The organism is Pseudomonas sp. NIBRBAC000502773 (assembly GCF_006517195.1).
In the GTDB taxonomy this organism is placed as follows: Bacteria; Pseudomonadota; Gammaproteobacteria; order Pseudomonadales; family Pseudomonadaceae; genus Aquipseudomonas; species Aquipseudomonas marginalis.
Map to the genome: position 1 here is coordinate 6330222 of NZ_CP041189.1, position 14712 is coordinate 6344933.

The 14712-nt window shown below is 62.6% G+C and carries 15 protein-coding genes and 1 pseudogene; 7 read left to right on the plus strand and 9 right to left on the minus strand.

The genetic code is table 11. The annotated features are described in order from the left end of the window. Positions 1-24: 24 nt before the first annotated feature. Both NIBR502773_RS28940 and NIBR502773_RS28945 read right to left on the minus strand, forming a co-directional pair. Positions 25-1191: a cystathionine gamma-synthase gene (locus NIBR502773_RS28940; protein ID WP_065941733.1), complete on the minus strand. Its 1167-nt coding sequence runs from the start codon at positions 1189-1191 to the stop codon at positions 25-27. Further along, positions 1188-2564 (minus strand): pyridoxal-phosphate dependent enzyme, encoded by a 1377-nt coding sequence (locus tag NIBR502773_RS28945; RefSeq protein WP_141157597.1) that lies wholly within the window; start codon positions 2562-2564, stop codon positions 1188-1190. Before NIBR502773_RS28945 ends, NIBR502773_RS28940 begins: the two co-directional genes overlap by 4 nt. A gap of 246 nt (positions 2565-2810) precedes the next feature. On the opposite strand from NIBR502773_RS28945, the gene atzF reads away from it, so the two are divergent. After that, positions 2811-4607, plus strand: coding sequence for an allophanate hydrolase (atzF, locus tag NIBR502773_RS28950; protein ID WP_141157598.1), 1797 nt, complete (start codon positions 2811-2813; stop codon positions 4605-4607). A gap of 2 nt (positions 4608-4609) precedes the next feature. After that, positions 4610-5302 (plus strand): GntR family transcriptional regulator, encoded by a 693-nt coding sequence (locus NIBR502773_RS28955; protein WP_141157599.1) that lies wholly within the window; start codon positions 4610-4612, stop codon positions 5300-5302. A 168-nt stretch (positions 5303-5470) separates the two neighbouring features. On the opposite strand, the gene dapA is transcribed toward NIBR502773_RS28955, so the two are convergent. From dapA to NIBR502773_RS28975, 4 genes are all read right to left on the minus strand, one after another. Continuing rightward, on the minus strand, positions 5471-6334 hold the full coding sequence (gene dapA, locus NIBR502773_RS28960; protein ID WP_141157600.1) for a 4-hydroxy-tetrahydrodipicolinate synthase: 864 nt from the start codon (positions 6332-6334) through the stop codon (positions 5471-5473). 322 nt (positions 6335-6656) lie between these two features. Beyond that, positions 6657-7136 (minus strand): VOC family protein, encoded by a 480-nt coding sequence (locus NIBR502773_RS28965; RefSeq protein WP_115487455.1) that lies wholly within the window; start codon positions 7134-7136, stop codon positions 6657-6659. A 33-nt stretch (positions 7137-7169) separates the two neighbouring features. Further along, on the minus strand, positions 7170-7562 hold the full coding sequence (locus NIBR502773_RS28970; RefSeq protein WP_141157601.1) for an ester cyclase: 393 nt from the start codon (positions 7560-7562) through the stop codon (positions 7170-7172). A gap of 10 nt (positions 7563-7572) precedes the next feature. Beyond that, a complete protein-coding gene (locus NIBR502773_RS28975; RefSeq protein ID WP_141157602.1) occupies positions 7573-8193 on the minus strand; it encodes a LysE family translocator in 621 nt (206 codons plus the stop codon). Between the two features lie 301 nt (positions 8194-8494). On the opposite strand from NIBR502773_RS28975, the gene NIBR502773_RS28980 reads away from it, so the two are divergent. Then, positions 8495-8863: a hypothetical protein gene (locus NIBR502773_RS28980; RefSeq protein ID WP_141157603.1), complete on the plus strand. Its 369-nt coding sequence runs from the start codon at positions 8495-8497 to the stop codon at positions 8861-8863. Between the two features lie 182 nt (positions 8864-9045). On the opposite strand, the gene NIBR502773_RS31475 is transcribed toward NIBR502773_RS28980, so the two are convergent. The 3 genes and pseudogenes from NIBR502773_RS31475 to NIBR502773_RS28990 all read right to left on the minus strand — a co-directional run bounded on the left by NIBR502773_RS31475 (position 9046) and on the right by NIBR502773_RS28990 (position 11255). Further along, positions 9046-9483, minus strand: coding sequence for a methyl-accepting chemotaxis protein (locus NIBR502773_RS31475; RefSeq protein WP_370671255.1), 438 nt, complete (start codon positions 9481-9483; stop codon positions 9046-9048). A 147-nt stretch (positions 9484-9630) separates the two neighbouring features. Beyond that, positions 9631-10359 (minus strand): annotated as a pseudogene (locus NIBR502773_RS31480) (PAS domain-containing protein); the annotation flags it as partial. Between the two features lie 41 nt (positions 10360-10400). Then, on the minus strand, positions 10401-11255 hold the full coding sequence (locus NIBR502773_RS28990) for a helix-turn-helix domain-containing protein (protein ID WP_141157604.1): 855 nt from the start codon (positions 11253-11255) through the stop codon (positions 10401-10403). Between the two features lie 117 nt (positions 11256-11372). Between NIBR502773_RS28990 and NIBR502773_RS28995 the strand changes: the two genes are divergently transcribed. Genes NIBR502773_RS28995 through NIBR502773_RS29010 form a run of 4 tightly spaced genes read left to right on the plus strand, consistent with a single transcriptional unit; the run spans position 11373 to position 14629 of the window. Next, the gene (locus tag NIBR502773_RS28995) at positions 11373-11561 is read left to right on the plus strand and encodes a DUF1656 domain-containing protein (RefSeq protein WP_027608439.1); all 189 of its coding nucleotides are present in this window, start codon (positions 11373-11375) and stop codon (positions 11559-11561) included. A 10-nt stretch (positions 11562-11571) separates the two neighbouring features. Then, on the plus strand, positions 11572-12480 hold the full coding sequence (locus NIBR502773_RS29000; RefSeq protein WP_141157605.1) for an HlyD family secretion protein: 909 nt from the start codon (positions 11572-11574) through the stop codon (positions 12478-12480). Next, on the plus strand, positions 12480-14435 hold the full coding sequence (locus tag NIBR502773_RS29005) for an FUSC family protein (RefSeq protein ID WP_141157606.1): 1956 nt from the start codon (positions 12480-12482) through the stop codon (positions 14433-14435). Before NIBR502773_RS29000 ends, NIBR502773_RS29005 begins: the two co-directional genes overlap by 1 nt. Continuing rightward, positions 14432-14629: a hypothetical protein gene (locus tag NIBR502773_RS29010; RefSeq protein ID WP_141157607.1), complete on the plus strand. Its 198-nt coding sequence runs from the start codon at positions 14432-14434 to the stop codon at positions 14627-14629. The genes NIBR502773_RS29005 and NIBR502773_RS29010 overlap by 4 nt, the downstream gene beginning before the upstream one ends. Positions 14630-14712: the final 83 nt, after the last annotated feature.

Sequence of the window (14712 nt, forward strand, 5' to 3'; positions counted from 1 at the left end):
TTGATCTTTGTTTTCTGGGGGGATTTATATCCGGGCCAAGGCCTGGGCGAGGTCTGCCCGTAGATCCTCCACGTCCTCAACCCCCACCGACAACCGCACCAGCCCGTCGCCAATCCCCAACTGCGCACGGGTCGCCGCCGGGATGCTGGCGTGGGTCATGATCGCCGGGTGTTCGATCAGGCTTTCCACACCGCCCAGGCTCTCGGCCAGGGCGAAGAGCTTGACGGTTTCCAGGAAGCGCGTAGCGCCGGCCAGGTCGCTGTTCAAGTCCACCGAGATCATCCCGCCAAACCCGCGCATCTGCCTGCGCGCCAGTTCGTGCTGGGGGTGGGATGCCAGGCCTGGGTAATAGACCCGGGATACCTGCGGTTGCCGTTCCAGCCAGGTGGCGAGGTCGAGGGCGTTGCTGCAATGGCGCTCCATGCGCAGCGCCAGGGTTTTCACGCCGCGCAGGGTGAGGAAGGCGTCGAACGGGCCGGCGATGGCCCCAACCGAGTTTTGCAAAAAGCCCACGCGCTCGGCCAACTCGGGGTTGTCGCCGACGATGGCGATGCCGCCGATCACATCGGAGTGACCATTGAGGTACTTGGTGCTGGAGTGCACCACGATGTCGAAACCCAACTCCAGCGGGCGCTGGATCCACGGGCTGGCGAAGGTGTTGTCGGCCACGCAGAGAATGCCGCGGCTGCGGCAGATACGGGCGATGGCGGCGAGGTCGGTGAGGCTCAGCAGCGGGTTGCTCGGGGTTTCGACCCAGACCATGCGTGTATCGTCCTGCAAGGACGCTTCGAACGCCGCCACATCACTCAGGTCGACAAAGCTGAAACGGTGCCCGGCACTGCGCTGGCGCACCTTGTCGAACAGGCGGAAGGTGCCGCCGTAGAGGTCGTTGCCGGACACGATATGGGCGCCGGCATCCAGCAACTCCAGCACTGTGGAGATTGCTGCCAGCCCGGATGCGAAGGCAAACGCCTGGCTGCCGCCTTCGAGGTCGGCCACGCAGCGCTCCAGGGCAAACCGCGTGGGGTTGTGGGAGCGGCCGTAGTCGAAGCCCTTGTGTACGCCGGGGCTGTCTTGCAGGTAGGTGGAGTTGGCGTAGATCGGCGGCATCAGCGCGCCCGTGGTCGGGTCGGGTGACTGCCCGGCGTGGATCACACGGGTGGCAAACGCGCTTTTATCGGGCTGGCTCATGCAAGGGATCTCCGCAGGTGGTTGAGCAGGTCGACGCGGGTGATCAGGCCGTGAAAGCCCGCCGCATCGGCAATGATGGCGACCAGGCCGCGATCCAGTTCAGCCTGCAATTCGGCCAGGCTGGCGCCGGGGGCCAGGGTGTGGACTTTGTCGCTCATGGCGCTGGCGACCATCATGGAGAAGTCCGCCGCATCATGGTGCAGGCCCAGCAGGATGTCGGACTCATCGATCACCCCCACCAGTTCGCGGCCGTCCACCAGCACCGGCAGTTGCGACACGTCCGCCAGGCGCATGCGCTGGAAGGCGGTGAGCAGAGTGTCGTCGGGGCTTACGCTGATCACGCGGCCATCTTCGAAGCGCCGCGCGATCAAGTCGCGCAGGTCGCCGTAGTGCTTGTAGTGCAGCAGGCCCGCATCGGTCATCCATTGGTCGTTGTAGACCTTCGACAGGTAGCGGGTACCGGTGTCGCAAACGAAGGTGACCACGCGCTTGGGCACGGTTTGTTCGCGGCAATAGCGCAGCGCGGCCGCGAACAGGGTGCCGGTGGAGGAACCGCCGAGAATGCCCTCGGCCTTGAGCAACTGGCGGGCGTGGTCGAAGCTGTCTTCATCGCTGATGGAGTAGGCGTGGCGCACGCTGGACAGGTCGGCAATCGACGGGATGAAGTCCTCGCCGATGCCTTCCACCGCCCATGAGCCGGGTGTTTCCAGCTTGCCGCTGCGGCTGTATTCGGCCATCACCGAACCCACCGGGTCGGCGAGGACCATTTCCAGGTCGGGCTGTACCCGTTTGAAGAAGCGCGTCAGGCCGGTGAGGGTGCCGGCCGAACCGACGCCCACCACAATCGCGTCTACATCGTGTTGGGTTTGCGCCCAGATCTCCGGCGCGGTGCTGGTCTCGTGGGCCAGGGGGTTGGCGGGGTTGTTGAATTGGTCGGCGAAGAAACAGCCGTCAATCTCCTTGGCCAGCCGCGCGGCCATGTCCTGGTAATACTCGGGATGGCCCTTGCCCACATCGGAACGGGTGATATGCACCTCGGCGCCCATGGCCTTGAGGTGCAGCACTTTTTCCGTGGACATCTTGTCGGGCACCACCAGCACCACCCGATAACCTTTCGCCCGGCCCACCAGCGCCAGGCCCAGGCCGGTGTTGCCGGCGGTGGCTTCAATGATGGTGCCGCCGGGGCGCAGGCGGCCGTCGCGTTCGGCGGCGTCGATCATGGCCAGGCCGATGCGGTCCTTGATGGAGCCTCCGGGGTTCTGGGATTCAAGCTTGAGGAACAGCGTGCAGGGGCCGGTATCGAAACGGCTGACCCGAACCAGCGGCGTGTTGCCGATCAGTTCGAGTACGGCAGGGCGGGGGAGCGTGGGCATGTCGTCACCTGAAGGCTTAGGGTGGGGGACAGCAAATGGCAGAGCATGGTCTGGAACAGTAGGTCGGTATTGGCGCGGTCGCAACCGAGGGGTCGATTGAATGTCTTTTTTTGGCGCATGGACGATGCCCGGGTGCGCTATCTAAGCGCACGTTGTGCGGCGATACCTGCGTAATCACTGGCAGAGTGACCTGGCGTGGGCTTTGCTTTAGACAAATCCAAACTTGGATACAAGGTGGAGTTTCCCATGCACAACGTTGTTGGCTGGACCCTCGGTGAATGGCAGGCTGCTTACCGCAGCGGCACGATCACGCCGGACATTTTGCTCACCCTGGCCGCGCAATACCCCGCCGAGGACAGCGCCTGGATCGCCCGCGCTCAACCGCAGGCATTGGCCGAGCAACTGGCGCAGTTGAGCGAACGATTGGCAGCCCAGGGCGGCGATATGACCCGGCTGCCGTTGTATGGCGTGCCGTTTGCGATCAAGGACAACATCGATGCGGCCGGCTGGGATACCACTGCCGCCTGCCCCGAATTTGCCTACCGGGCGACGCAGGATGCCTCGGTCTTACAAAAGCTGCGCGCAGCCGGTGCGATCCTGATGGGCAAGACCAACCTCGATCAGTTCGCCACCGGCCTGGTGGGCACCCGCTCGCCGTACGGCGCGGTGGGCAACAGTTTCAATGGGGATTACGTCAGCGGCGGCTCCAGCTCCGGTTCTGCGTCGGTGGTCGCCCGTGGCCTGGTGGCGTTTTCCCTGGGCACCGACACGGCGGGCTCCGGGCGTGTACCGGCGGGGTTCAACAATATCGTCGGCTTGAAGCCGACCAAGGGGCGTTTGTCCAATACCGGCCTGGTGCCGGCTTGCCGCACGGTGGATTGCGTCTCGGTGTTTGCCCTGACCGTGGAAGATGCCGAGACCGTCGCGCACGTTGCGGCGGGATACGACGCCAGCGATGCCTATTCCCGCGCCAACCCCAACACGGCGCCAGTGGCGGTGGGCGCTTCGATCAAGCTGGCCATCCCGGCGGCCCTGGAGTTTTTCGGCGATACCCAGAACCAGGCCGTGTTCGACCAGGCGGTGGAGCGTTTCAAGGCGCTGGGGGCGCTGATCACTCCGGTGGATTTCACTGCGTTCAAGGAACTGGCGGACCAGCTGTACTTCGGCCCTTGGGTTGCCGAACGCACCGTGGCCCTGGAAAGCATGCTCGAAAACCAGCCCGAGGCAATCAACCCGGTGGTGCGCGGCATTGTCGAGAATGGCCGCCAGTACAGCGCCTGCGACGCCTTCAAAGCCGAATACCTGCGGGCCGAACTGAGCCGCCGCATCAACGACAGCCTGGCCGGTTTCGATGCCTTGCTGGTGCCGACTTCGCCAACCCTGCGCACCATGGCCGAGATGGCGGAAGAGCCGGTGCGCTACAACTCGCAGTTCGGCTACTACACCAACTTCACCAACCTGGCCGACCTCTCGGCCCTGGCGCTGCCGGCCGGTATCCGCGCCGATGGCTTGCCCAGCGGCATTACCTTGCTCGCACCGGCCTGGCATGACACGGCGCTGGCGCACCTGGGCAAGCGCTGGCAAACCAGCCTGGAGCTGCCTTTGGGCGCCACCCAGCGCTATCTGCCGGCACCGTCCGCACCCGCCCAAGCCCCCGGTTGCGTGCGCGTGGCGGTGGTGGGCGCACATCTCACCGGCATGCCGCTGAATGTCCAACTGACGACGCGTAACGCGGTGCTGGTGGAGCAAACCCTGACGGCCGACACCTACCGCCTGTACGCGCTGCCCGGCACCGTGCCGCCCAAGCCCGGGCTGGCCAAGGCGGACAGCGGTCGGGCGATCATCGTCGAGCTATGGGACATGCCCCTCGCACGCTTTGGCGAGTTCGTCGCCGAGATCCCCGCGCCGCTGGGGATCGGCAACCTGCTGCTGGCGGATGGGCGCAGCGTCAAAGGCTTCATTTGCGAGCCGTGGGCCCTGGCCGACGCCCTTGACATCACCGAGTTCGGTGGCTGGCGCGCCTTTATTGCGAGCCGGGGCTGAGCATGGGGGCCAAGACACGCCCCGACAGCCTGGCCGAGCAGGTCTACGCGCAGCTCAAGGCGGATATTTTCGACTTCCGCCTGCTGCCGGGCGATCGTTTCAGCGAAGGCGAGGTGGCCGAACGCATGCGCGCCAGCCGCACGCCGGTGCGTCAGGCGCTGTATCGCTTGGAGCGGGAAGGGTATGTGGAGGTGTATTTTCGCAGTGGCTGGCAGGTGAAACCGTTCGATTTCGCCTACTTCGAAGAGCTCTACGACGTGCGCATCGTATTGGAACTGGCGGCTGTCGGCCGGTTATGTGCGATGGACGAACCGAACCCGATGCTGCAGGCGTTGCAGGCCACCTGGCAGGTGCAAGAGGACGAGCGCCTGGAGGACGCCCAGGCCGTATCGGCGCTGGATGAGCGTTTTCATTGCGCGTTGGTGGAAGCCACCGGCAACCGTGAAATGGCGCGCATGCACTACGCCATCACGGAGCAGATCCGCATCATCCGGCGGCTCGACTTTACCCAGGCGCCCCGCATTGCGGCGACGTACGAAGAGCATGGGCAAATACTTGCGGCCATCGTGCAACGCCAGGCTGACCAGGCGCAGCACCTGCTGAAACGGCACATCGAACTGAGCAAGCAGGCGGTGCGCGAGATCACGTTGCACCGGTTGCATACGGCCCGGCAGGTGGAGGGACAGATTTCCTGATGCCCTGAGCTTATGTGGTGAGCGGGCTTGTTGTGGTGAGCGGGCTTGCCCCGCGCTGGGCTGCGAAGCAGCCCCAATCAGGCTCCCTGTGTTCTGTCAGGTAAACCGCAGCGCCTGGTTTTGGGTCTGCTTCGCAGCCTAGCGCGGGGCAAGCCCGCTCACCACGGGTTACTGGGCCTGGCGTGAAAGCCTTTGCAGCTTTGCGATGACCGCCTCGGTTGCCCGCTGCATCGGCGCCCGCAACTCACTCTCGATCAAGCCCCCCAGCGCCAGTGCGGCTTTAACCGGCGCCGGGTTGGGCTCCATGAACAGTGTGTTGATCAACGGCACCAAGCCAAGGAACGTCGCCCGCGCCTCAGCCAACTGGTTGTCCCGTACCTGTTGCCACAGCGCTACAAACTGTTCGGTGCACACATGGGCCGACGCGGCAATCGCACCGCTGGCGCCCAGGCACAGCGCATTGAAGATCTGCAGGTCCTCGCCACACAACACATCGACCTCACCGCTGGCCAACACCGCCAGGGTGTTGCCCAGGTTGCCGCCGCAGTCCTTGATCGCCACGATCTGCGGGTGCGCGACGATGTTCAGCAAGGTCGCCTGCTCGAAGGTCACGCCGGTACGGTAGGGAATGTCGTAGAGAATGATCGGCACGCTGGACGCATCGGCCACCGTGCGAAAGAACGCTTCAAGGCCAGCCTGGGAAGGACGGATGTAACTCGGCGCCGGCACCAGCAAACCCGCCAGCGGGCGCTTGAGGACCTCGGCCTGGAATTGCAGCAGCTCAATCTGGTTGTTGCCCGCCAGACCCATCACCACACGGTGGGCGGGCACCTGTTGCAATACCCCATCCAGCACCGCCAATTGTTCCTGGCGGCTGAGCGATGCGGCTTCGCCGGTGGTGGTGCACACCATGATCCCGGCCACGTGCTTGTCCAGCAGGTGGCTGACCAGGCGGTGCAGGCCGACAAAATCGATGGCGCCATCCTGGAACGGCGTGACCACGGGAACCCAGATACCTTGAAACGATGACATGCACTTTCTCCTGATGATTGACCGCTTGAGTCACCGTCAGAAAGGCATGGGCAATTGTGCAAGGGGGAGGGAGTCCGCGCTCAATGTCCTGTCAGCTCATCTGACGGGACAGCGCGCCCCGGTCACATGAGCGACTGTTTCTTCGATTTGAGGGCGTGCGCCACGCAACCTTGCGCCTTGGCAATCAAGCCAATGACGGAAAGGTTAACCACTGAGGTTGCGGACATAAGCTGACACACCCATGAAGACTGGGGCTATCTTCATGGAATATTACGAGGTGTGTCAACTTCCCCCGTGGCTTGAATGCACCGGTGCAGGTGGCTCAGCCTTTTATCGCGGCTTCAATCGCCGCAATGTCGATTTTGGTCATGGTCATCATCGCGTCGAAAGCACGTTTGGCTATTGTCGGGTCAGGGTGGGCCACCGCATCGGTCAACACCCGAGGCGTGATCTGCCACGATAACCCCCACTTATCCTTGCACCAACCGCAGGCGCTGGCTTGGCCGCCGTTGTCGATAATGGCGTTCCAGTAGCGATCGGTTTCAGCCTGGTCGTCGGTGGCGACCTGGAAGGAAAACGCTTCGCTGTGGGGGAATATCGGGCCGCCATTGAGGCCGATGCACGGGATGCCCATCACGGTGAATTCCACCGTGAGCACATCGCCCTGTTTGCCGGACGGGTAGTCACCGGGGGCCAGGTGCACGGCGTCGAGCGTGCTGTCGGGGAAGGTGCTGGCGTAGAAGCGCGCAGCCTCCTCGGCGGTGCCGTTGTACCAGAGGCAGAGGGTGTTCTTGGGTTTCATGATCGGTCTCCACGGACAATGGGTCCATGGAGTTTAGACGGCCAACTGCCGTTCGATCGCCGCCTTGTCGATCACCGACCAGACCTGGGCGATTTTGCCGTCGACGAACGTGTAGAAAACGTTCTCCGAGAACGCCACCTGGCGACCATTGATCGCCAGCCCGAAAAACTCGCCCCGGGGCGTGACATTGAAGTTCAGCCGGCTGGCGACGGTGGGCGGATCGGCGATCAGCAACTGGATGTGGAACACCAGGTCGGGGATCTCGCGAAAGTCGCGCTCCAGCATCGCGTGGTACCCCTCCAGGCCGACCACCTTGGCGTTATAGGCCACCTCAGGGTGGACGAAGTCGCCCAGGCGGTTCCAATCCTGCCGGTTGAGGCAGTCGATGTAGCCGAGGTACAGGTCGGCAAGTTGGTTGCGGGTCATGTTTTTTTCCTCAAGCCCTGCGCGCGGTCAACAACACCGTCGCCGCCGCCGACAACAACCCCGCACAGCAGCGGTTGAATATCCGCTTGCCACGCGGCTCGGCAAACCAGCGACGCATGTGCAGGCCCATATAGGCGTAGAGGCTGATGGCGATCCATTCCAACACCAGGAACAGCGCGCCCAGCACGGCGAATTGCGGCGTGATCGGCTGGCCTGGCACCACGAACTGCGGCAGGAACGCGGTGAAGATCAGGATCGCCTTGGGGTTGCCTGCCGCCACCAGAAACTCCTGTCGCGCCAGTGCCCATAGGCTCACCTTGGCGGTTACCGATTCCGCCTCCGCCTGGGGATTTGCGCGCCACAGTTGAAACGCCAGATACAACAGATACGCCGCGCCCAGGATCTTGATCGCGTAGAACAGCAGTTCCGAGGTTTGCAACACCACCGCCAACCCCGCAGAGGCGAGGGCGATCATGCCGGCAAAGGCCAGTAGGCGACCGATACCGGCCAGGCAGGAGGTGCGGTAGCCATAGCGGGTGGAGTTGCTCACGGATAACAAGTTATTGGGGCCGGGCGCCATGTTCAGGGCGAAGCAGGCGGGGAGGAACAGGGCGAGGGTGGCGAGGTCCATGGCGGCTCCGGTTTTGGACGGACGGGGAGCGTCGAGGATAAGGGGAGTGGAGGTGGTTGGACAATGTGCGCGTTGGCGGCGAAAAGATGCCAGTGCGCGTTGAGCAGGTTGGATTTAAAGAGAAGCGGGTACCAGATCGATTCCGGTCAGGGGGGATGTAGTTTTCCATTTGCTTGAGTCTGGCTTGATACCTCTATGCTTGGACGGAGCGCTTTCGGCCAAAAGCGGACTGTAGACAGATAGCTGCTGGCATTCCTACGCTGGCATTCTAGTAATCACACAACGCTAAAAAGGAACATTCATGTTGGTCATTCAAATTGATCGGGATAGCGTGCATGCAGGGGATGATCTGGAAAGTCGTAGGACATCAATCAGGCTTGATCCAGCAGTAACACTGCGCGCTTTGTTCGAAGCGATCCAAGGTATGGGTTACCTGCCTGGCATCAGTGGAGGCAAGGCGACGTGGATTATTTGTTCGTCTGGCAAACATATAGGTGTTTTAGCTCAGCAATGGCCAGAAACTAAATTGTTAATCCCCGCCGAGAGTTCCCTGAGTCAGTATTTTGGGGATACCGAACCTCGCCTTCTGTTCAGATATTGGTGCCAGGCAGATCCAGACCATGTCTTTTCACAGATCAAAGCTGGAGATGAACCGCCGTCTCGATTTTAGGACTGGCGGGGGTAGTCCACCCCTTTAGTCACTGGTTTTTGCAGGCATCCCAGGCGTTGAATCTGGGGCAGGCGTACAGCAAATAGTTCATTTGCATCCAACCCTCAAAAGACAGCTTCACAGTGGACACCGTCGATTGCTATGTCATCGCTCTCGAATTCGCCTGCGCCACTGCGGGCGAGCTAAGCCACCTGATTGGCAAACCTGCCCACCGCGTCGACCACCCGCTTGGCGCCGTCCTGAATTTCCACAATGACCTGGCCTGCCTGCGTGGCGAGTTCAAGACCTTGCTCTGCCTGGGATTTGCTGTTGGCCATTTCGGCGACGGTCTCATCCACCAGTTTCTGGTTCTGCAGCACCACCGAGGCGATTTCTTCCGTCGCCGTGCTGGTGCGCCCGGCCAGTTGCCGCACTTCATCAGCCACCACCGCAAAGCCGCGACCTTGCTCGCCTGCACGGGCGGCTTCGATCGCGGCATTCAATGCCAGCAGGTTGGTTTGCTGGGCAATGCTGCTGATGGTCTGAATGATCGAACTGATCAGCAGTGACTGTTTTCCGAGGGCTTCGACTCCGCCGGCAGCCGCCTGCATATCAGCGGCGATTTTATGCATGGTATGCATCGTGTCGTTGACCACCACGGCTCCGCGCTCGGCACTGACATCGGTCTGCCGGGAAATTTCAAATGCGGTTTGCGCCGCGCCACTGACTTCCTGTTCCCGGGCAACCTGGTCGGAGACCACCGTGGCGAACTTGACCACCTTGCACAGTGTGCCTTCAGTGTCGTACACCGGGTTGTAGGTTGCTTCCAGCCATACGGTCTGGCCGCGGCTGTCAACGCGTTCAAATCGGCCGGCTACAAACTCGCCCCTGTTCAGGGTTGCCCAGAAATCCTTGTAGTGCTGCGACGAGGTTTCCTCCGGCTTGCAGAAAATCCGGTGGTGGCTGCCTTTGGCTTGTTCCAGGCTGTAGCCCATGGCGTGCAGGAACTGTTCATTGGCGGTGATGACATGCCCGGAGAGGTCGAACTCGATCACCGCCGTCGAGCGCAGCAACGCCTGGATGAAAGAGGTGTTTTCCGAGGCTTTTTCTACCCGGGCGGTAATGTTCGTTGCATAGCAGGTGACATGACTCAACTGGCCGCTCGCATCCGTGATCGGCTGCCAATGTGCATGCAGCCATATCAATGAGCCGTCGGCATGCAGGTAGCGGTAATCGTCGGTAATGGACTTGCCAGCGGCGACCGCCGCCCGGAAATTATGAAAGCAGGGCAGCTTGGAGACGTACTGCGGGACGATCTCGGCCATGGCACGGCCGCGAAGTTGCTCCGGGGTGTAGCCCAACGATTTGGCAAAGTTGTCGTTGCATGCGGTGATCTTGAATGTCGAGTCGATGCTCAACGTCAGCATTTCACGGTTCAGGCCATCGCGCAGTTGGCGCAGTTCCAACAGCTCGGCTGCCTGGGCGTGAAGCTGGTTCTTGGCTTTTGTATTGAACATGGGAAACCGCCTCCTTGGGTTACATCCAGCCTATCGGCACGTCATTCTGCAAATTTAGACCGTTCGACGGGTAAAGCTTCATCAGCCAACCGGGATCCCCGCTGATGTGTTGCGGTCCGCCGCATGTACCGCGCCGGCGGCGAGCCCAGTGTCTTGCGAAACATGCTGATGAACGAACTGACCGACTCGTACCCGAGGGCTTCGGCGGTGCGTTGCACGGATTCGCCCTCGGCCAGGCTCTGCAAGGCCACGATGATTTGCCATTGCTTGCGCCATTGGCCAAAGGTTAGCCCAGTTTCGCTTTTAACCAAGCGCGCCAGGGAACGCTCGCTCATGGCGACCTGGCGTGCCCATTGGGCCATGGTGCAGCGATTTGACGGGTCCTGGGCCAACCCCCGTGCGATGAAACGCAGCTGCGTTGTGGCCGGAAGCGGCAGGTACAGCTGTTCCGAGGGGGCCAGTTCCAACTGTTCGAGGAGCACGCTCGCCACGCGTGCATTGGCAGACGCCGGCGGATAGTCCTGGGCTTGGGCGCTCAGGTGCAGGATCAATTCCAGGACCAGCGGTGACAGCACCAGCGTGCAGCATGTGTGCGGTAGCGCGGCCGCACCGGGCTCGACGAACAGATAGCCGATCTTGCCGTTGGCGGTCACTCGGTTGCTGTGGGCAATACCGCCCGGAATCCATACGCCGAACCCCGACGGCACCATCCACACGCCATCCTCTACGGTGCACACGATGCCGCCGTGATACGCCACTACCAGTTGGCCTTTGCGGTGCGTATGGACGGGGAATTCGGTGTCGTTTCGCTGGCTCCCCAGCATCAACGCCACTGCGGGCTGGTCGAAACTGTCCAGTTCGAATTGATCAACCCCGTAGAGACGTGTCTCGTCCATGTCGCGCCACCTCGATTGTCTGAATTTGATTATATCTTGGCAGCATACTCAATATCGGCACGGCCTTGCAGTCCCTACCATCGTCAGCAAGGCCATTGCCGACTGCGAGATTCAACGATGCTGAGCGAAATCACGATTGCCCACCTCTACCTGCCGCCTTTCTTGCTCTACCTGGGCGTTACCGCAGTGGTTTACGCACTGTTGGAGCGGATCATGCGGCCCTGGCTGGACTGGGCCTGGCACCCGAGCATGGCGCGTTTCTGCATGTCGTTGATCGTTCTCTCGATCCTTGTGCTGAAGTTTTGAGGCGCGGGCGATGACGATCAAACACCTGCTCAAGACCCTCGTCACCCTGGTGCTCGGCTTGACCGCGCTATTGTTGTGTACGCTGTTGTGGCGCGCCTATGAGCTGGCCCCCTGGACACGGGACGGGCGGGTCAGCGCGCAAGTCATCCGTATTGCCCCCGAAGTGTCCGGCCAGGTTGAACAACTGCTGGTCGAGGACAACCAGTGGGTCGCCAAGGGCGCGTTGTTGTATCAGATCGACCGCAGCGCCTATCTGCTGGCCCGGCAACAGCGAACGGCCGAGCTTGCCGAGGCGCGCAGCGTGTTCGAACAGCGCCGCTCACAGCTCAACCGTCGCCAGCAACTCGGCGATGCCATTGCGCGGGAGGAGACCGACAATGCGGCCCGGGACCTGGCGGTGGCCAGGGCGCGGGTGGACGCGGCCCAGAGCCAGTTGGACCACGCGCAGCTGGATCTGCAGCGCACGACGGTTCGTTCACCGGTCGACGGATACGTGACCCAGCTGCGGCTGCAGCCGGGTGACTACGCGGCGGCGGGCGATACCAATATCTTTGTGGTCGACAGCCATAGCTTCTGGGTCACCGCTTACTTCGAGGAGACCAAGCTATCCGGTGTTCGCGTGGGGGCCGCGGCGTCCATCAAGCTCATGGGCTTTGCACCGCTGCTTGAAGGGCATGTGGCGAGTCTCGGCAGAGGCATTGCCGACGGCAACGAGCTGCGCAGTAACAGCGGCTTGCCCCAGGTGGCTCCGACGTTCAGCTGGATACGCCTGGCCCAGCGTGTGCCGGTTCGGATTGAGCTGGACAAGGTGCCACCGGGCGTGGAGCTGGCGGCGGGAATGACCGCGAGTATCGAAGTCGCCGAGGCGGGGGCCGCCCCCCATTGGCGGCTTACCCAGTGGCTGCAGGATTTCATGTGATGGCCCGCGCACTGCGAATGCTCGGGGCATGGTCGCCCGAGACCTCGGGGTATGTGCTGCGCAGTCTTGCGGCGGCCACATTGGCCCTGTGGCTGGGCTTCCAATTGCACCTGGAGGCGCCGTTCTCGGCGGCTTCGACCGTGTTGCTGCTGATCCATCCGCTGCAGGGCGCGGTGGTCGGCAAGGGCTTCAATCGCGTACTGGGAACCTTGGTGGGGTTGCTCGCCGCCCTGGCCCTGACCGGCCTGTTCGCGCAAAAAATGCTGCTGTTCATCCTCGGGGTCGGCGTGTGGCTCGGCCTTTGTGTCGGTGCCATGACCGTGCTTCGGCACTACCAGGCCACGGCGGCAGTGGTCGCAGGCTATACGGTTTGCCTTGCCCTGGGCCCGGCCATTGTCGCCCCGCAGCAAGGTTTCGAGCATATCGTGGCGCGGGGCACAGCCGTGGTTCTCGGGGTGTTGAGCCTGAGTCTGGTAGCGACGTTGTTCAGCCGCAAGACCGTCGAGTCCAAACTGAACAAGGCACTTGAGGACATCGCCGCCCGTACCTTGGGATTGCTGGCCTTGCGAATTGAGGGGGAGCAGGGCGCGCAACTGGCTAGTGTGCAGGGCCAGCTCGCCATCGATGTGGGTAAGGTGGACGAGCTTCTCGGGATCGGCCGAGGCGAGTCCCGCCTGATCCGTTCCAGGCTCGCGACCCTGCAGGCAGGGCTTGCGTATGTGCACGGGGTGATCCTGGACGAGTCACCGCTCAACCACGGTGGCTTGCCTTCCCTCGTTCGAATGGGCGCGCAACTGCAACAGCTGGCCGACGCAAAGCCGGGTTTTTCCGTGGCAGCCGAGCATGCCCGGGAGATGCAGCACCGCCTCGCCCAGGCCCATGAAAACCGTCAAAGCCAGCAGTGCTTGAGTGAACAATTGGCAGACCTGTCCAGCGCCTTGCTGAGCTTTGCCTGCCTTGAGCGCGCGCCCCGGACGCCGGCCCGCGCCGTGGGTTTCCACCGCCATTACGGCGACGCGCTGCGTAACGGTCTACGCGCCCTGGTGGCCACGCTTGCAACCGCTGCGGTCTGGTACCTGAGCGCCTGGGACCAGGGGCCAACCTTGCTGGCAGTGTTGGGCCCGTGCTGCACCTTGCTGGCCACCAGCCCGGCGCCCGCTCAAGGCATAGGCCGCTTCTTCGAGGGGACGCTGTACGGCATCGTAACGGCAGCGGCGTGCAAGTTCCTGGTGTTGCCGCACATCAGCGGGTTCGCGTTGCTCAGCATCGTGCTGATTGCCTTCTGGACCGTCGGCATTCATGCCACCACCCGGCCGCGCCACGCCTTGCAGGGCATTGCCTACCTGATCGCGTTCAACACCCTCGTCGGCACCGGCGGCACGGCCCAGTACGACTTCACTGACTTCGCCAATCAAGCGCTCGCCTGGCTGGTAGCGCTTGCCATCTGCCTGCTGGCCTTCCAGCTACTGCCGGGGCAATCCGCCCGCCATGTACACGCCCTCACCCAGGCGCTGCACAGGGACACCCGGCGCTTACTCCGGCACGGGCGCCGCATGGACCTGCTCAAGTGGCAGGCCCGGCAACAGCACCGATTGGTCGCCTTGCAGGCACTCTTGGGCGCTGGTCACCAACCGGCGGGCGGCGCCGGCTCTGTGTCCCTTCAATTGAGTCGCCGGCTGCTGACTTTGCAACGCCAGACACGGGAGCTGGAACCTGACTCGGCAATCGCCAAATGTGCGCAAAGGGGCGAGCGGCGTATTTCACGGTATGCCTCCAATCCCGCGATCAGCGCGGCTCAGGCACGTCGGACGTCGAGATCATTGACCCGGCTGGGGGCTCACGCTCTGGCGGCTGGCTACCAGGATTTAGCCGGGCTGCTCGACACCTATTCAAGCATTACCAACGCGGATATCCGCATCCGTTCCAGTTCAAACAACCAAGGTGAGATGAAATGAAGCAACTCCTTATCTGGACGCTTTTCGGCATGATCGCGTCGACGCCATGGGCCGTGCAGGCATCGGAGGGGGCTGAGGCGCTGGCGCGCTGGCAGCAGCAATTCAAGCAGGAGCAAAAACAGCAGGCTGAACGCCCGAGGGGGGATCAGGGCTCGAGGTCCAAGGCCGCAATGACCGGGAAAGGGAAAGCCTGATCGGATAGCGACCGGGGCAGGGACATTCATCGGGCGAGGGTTTGATTGAGCAGGTTTTGCAGAAGCCCCTCACCCCGCCGCAG

Coding starts and splice junctions, on each gene's coding strand:
- NIBR502773_RS31475 (WP_370671255.1), bottom strand. CDS start 9,483: ATGCATACCATGCATAAAATCGCCGCTGATATGCAGGCGGCTGCCGGC.
- NIBR502773_RS28990 (WP_141157604.1), bottom strand. CDS start 11,255: ATGGACGAGACACGTCTCTACGGGGTTGATCAATTCGAACTGGACAGT.
- NIBR502773_RS28940 (WP_065941733.1), bottom strand. CDS start 1,191: ATGAGCCAGCCCGATAAAAGCGCGTTTGCCACCCGTGTGATCCACGCC.
- NIBR502773_RS28975 (WP_141157602.1), bottom strand. CDS start 8,193: ATGGACCTCGCCACCCTCGCCCTGTTCCTCCCCGCCTGCTTCGCCCTG.
- atzF (WP_141157598.1), top strand. CDS start 2,811: ATGCACAACGTTGTTGGCTGGACCCTCGGTGAATGGCAGGCTGCTTAC.
- NIBR502773_RS28995 (WP_027608439.1), top strand. CDS start 11,373: ATGCTGAGCGAAATCACGATTGCCCACCTCTACCTGCCGCCTTTCTTG.
- NIBR502773_RS29000 (WP_141157605.1), top strand. CDS start 11,572: ATGACGATCAAACACCTGCTCAAGACCCTCGTCACCCTGGTGCTCGGC.
- dapA (WP_141157600.1), bottom strand. CDS start 6,334: ATGTCATCGTTTCAAGGTATCTGGGTTCCCGTGGTCACGCCGTTCCAG.
- NIBR502773_RS28965 (WP_115487455.1), bottom strand. CDS start 7,136: ATGAAACCCAAGAACACCCTCTGCCTCTGGTACAACGGCACCGCCGAG.
- NIBR502773_RS28955 (WP_141157599.1), top strand. CDS start 4,610: ATGGGGGCCAAGACACGCCCCGACAGCCTGGCCGAGCAGGTCTACGCG.
- NIBR502773_RS28970 (WP_141157601.1), bottom strand. CDS start 7,562: ATGACCCGCAACCAACTTGCCGACCTGTACCTCGGCTACATCGACTGC.
- NIBR502773_RS28945 (WP_141157597.1), bottom strand. CDS start 2,564: ATGCCCACGCTCCCCCGCCCTGCCGTACTCGAACTGATCGGCAACACG.
- NIBR502773_RS28980 (WP_141157603.1), top strand. CDS start 8,495: ATGTTGGTCATTCAAATTGATCGGGATAGCGTGCATGCAGGGGATGAT.
- NIBR502773_RS29010 (WP_141157607.1), top strand. CDS start 14,432: ATGAAGCAACTCCTTATCTGGACGCTTTTCGGCATGATCGCGTCGACG.
- NIBR502773_RS29005 (WP_141157606.1), top strand. CDS start 12,480: ATGGCCCGCGCACTGCGAATGCTCGGGGCATGGTCGCCCGAGACCTCG.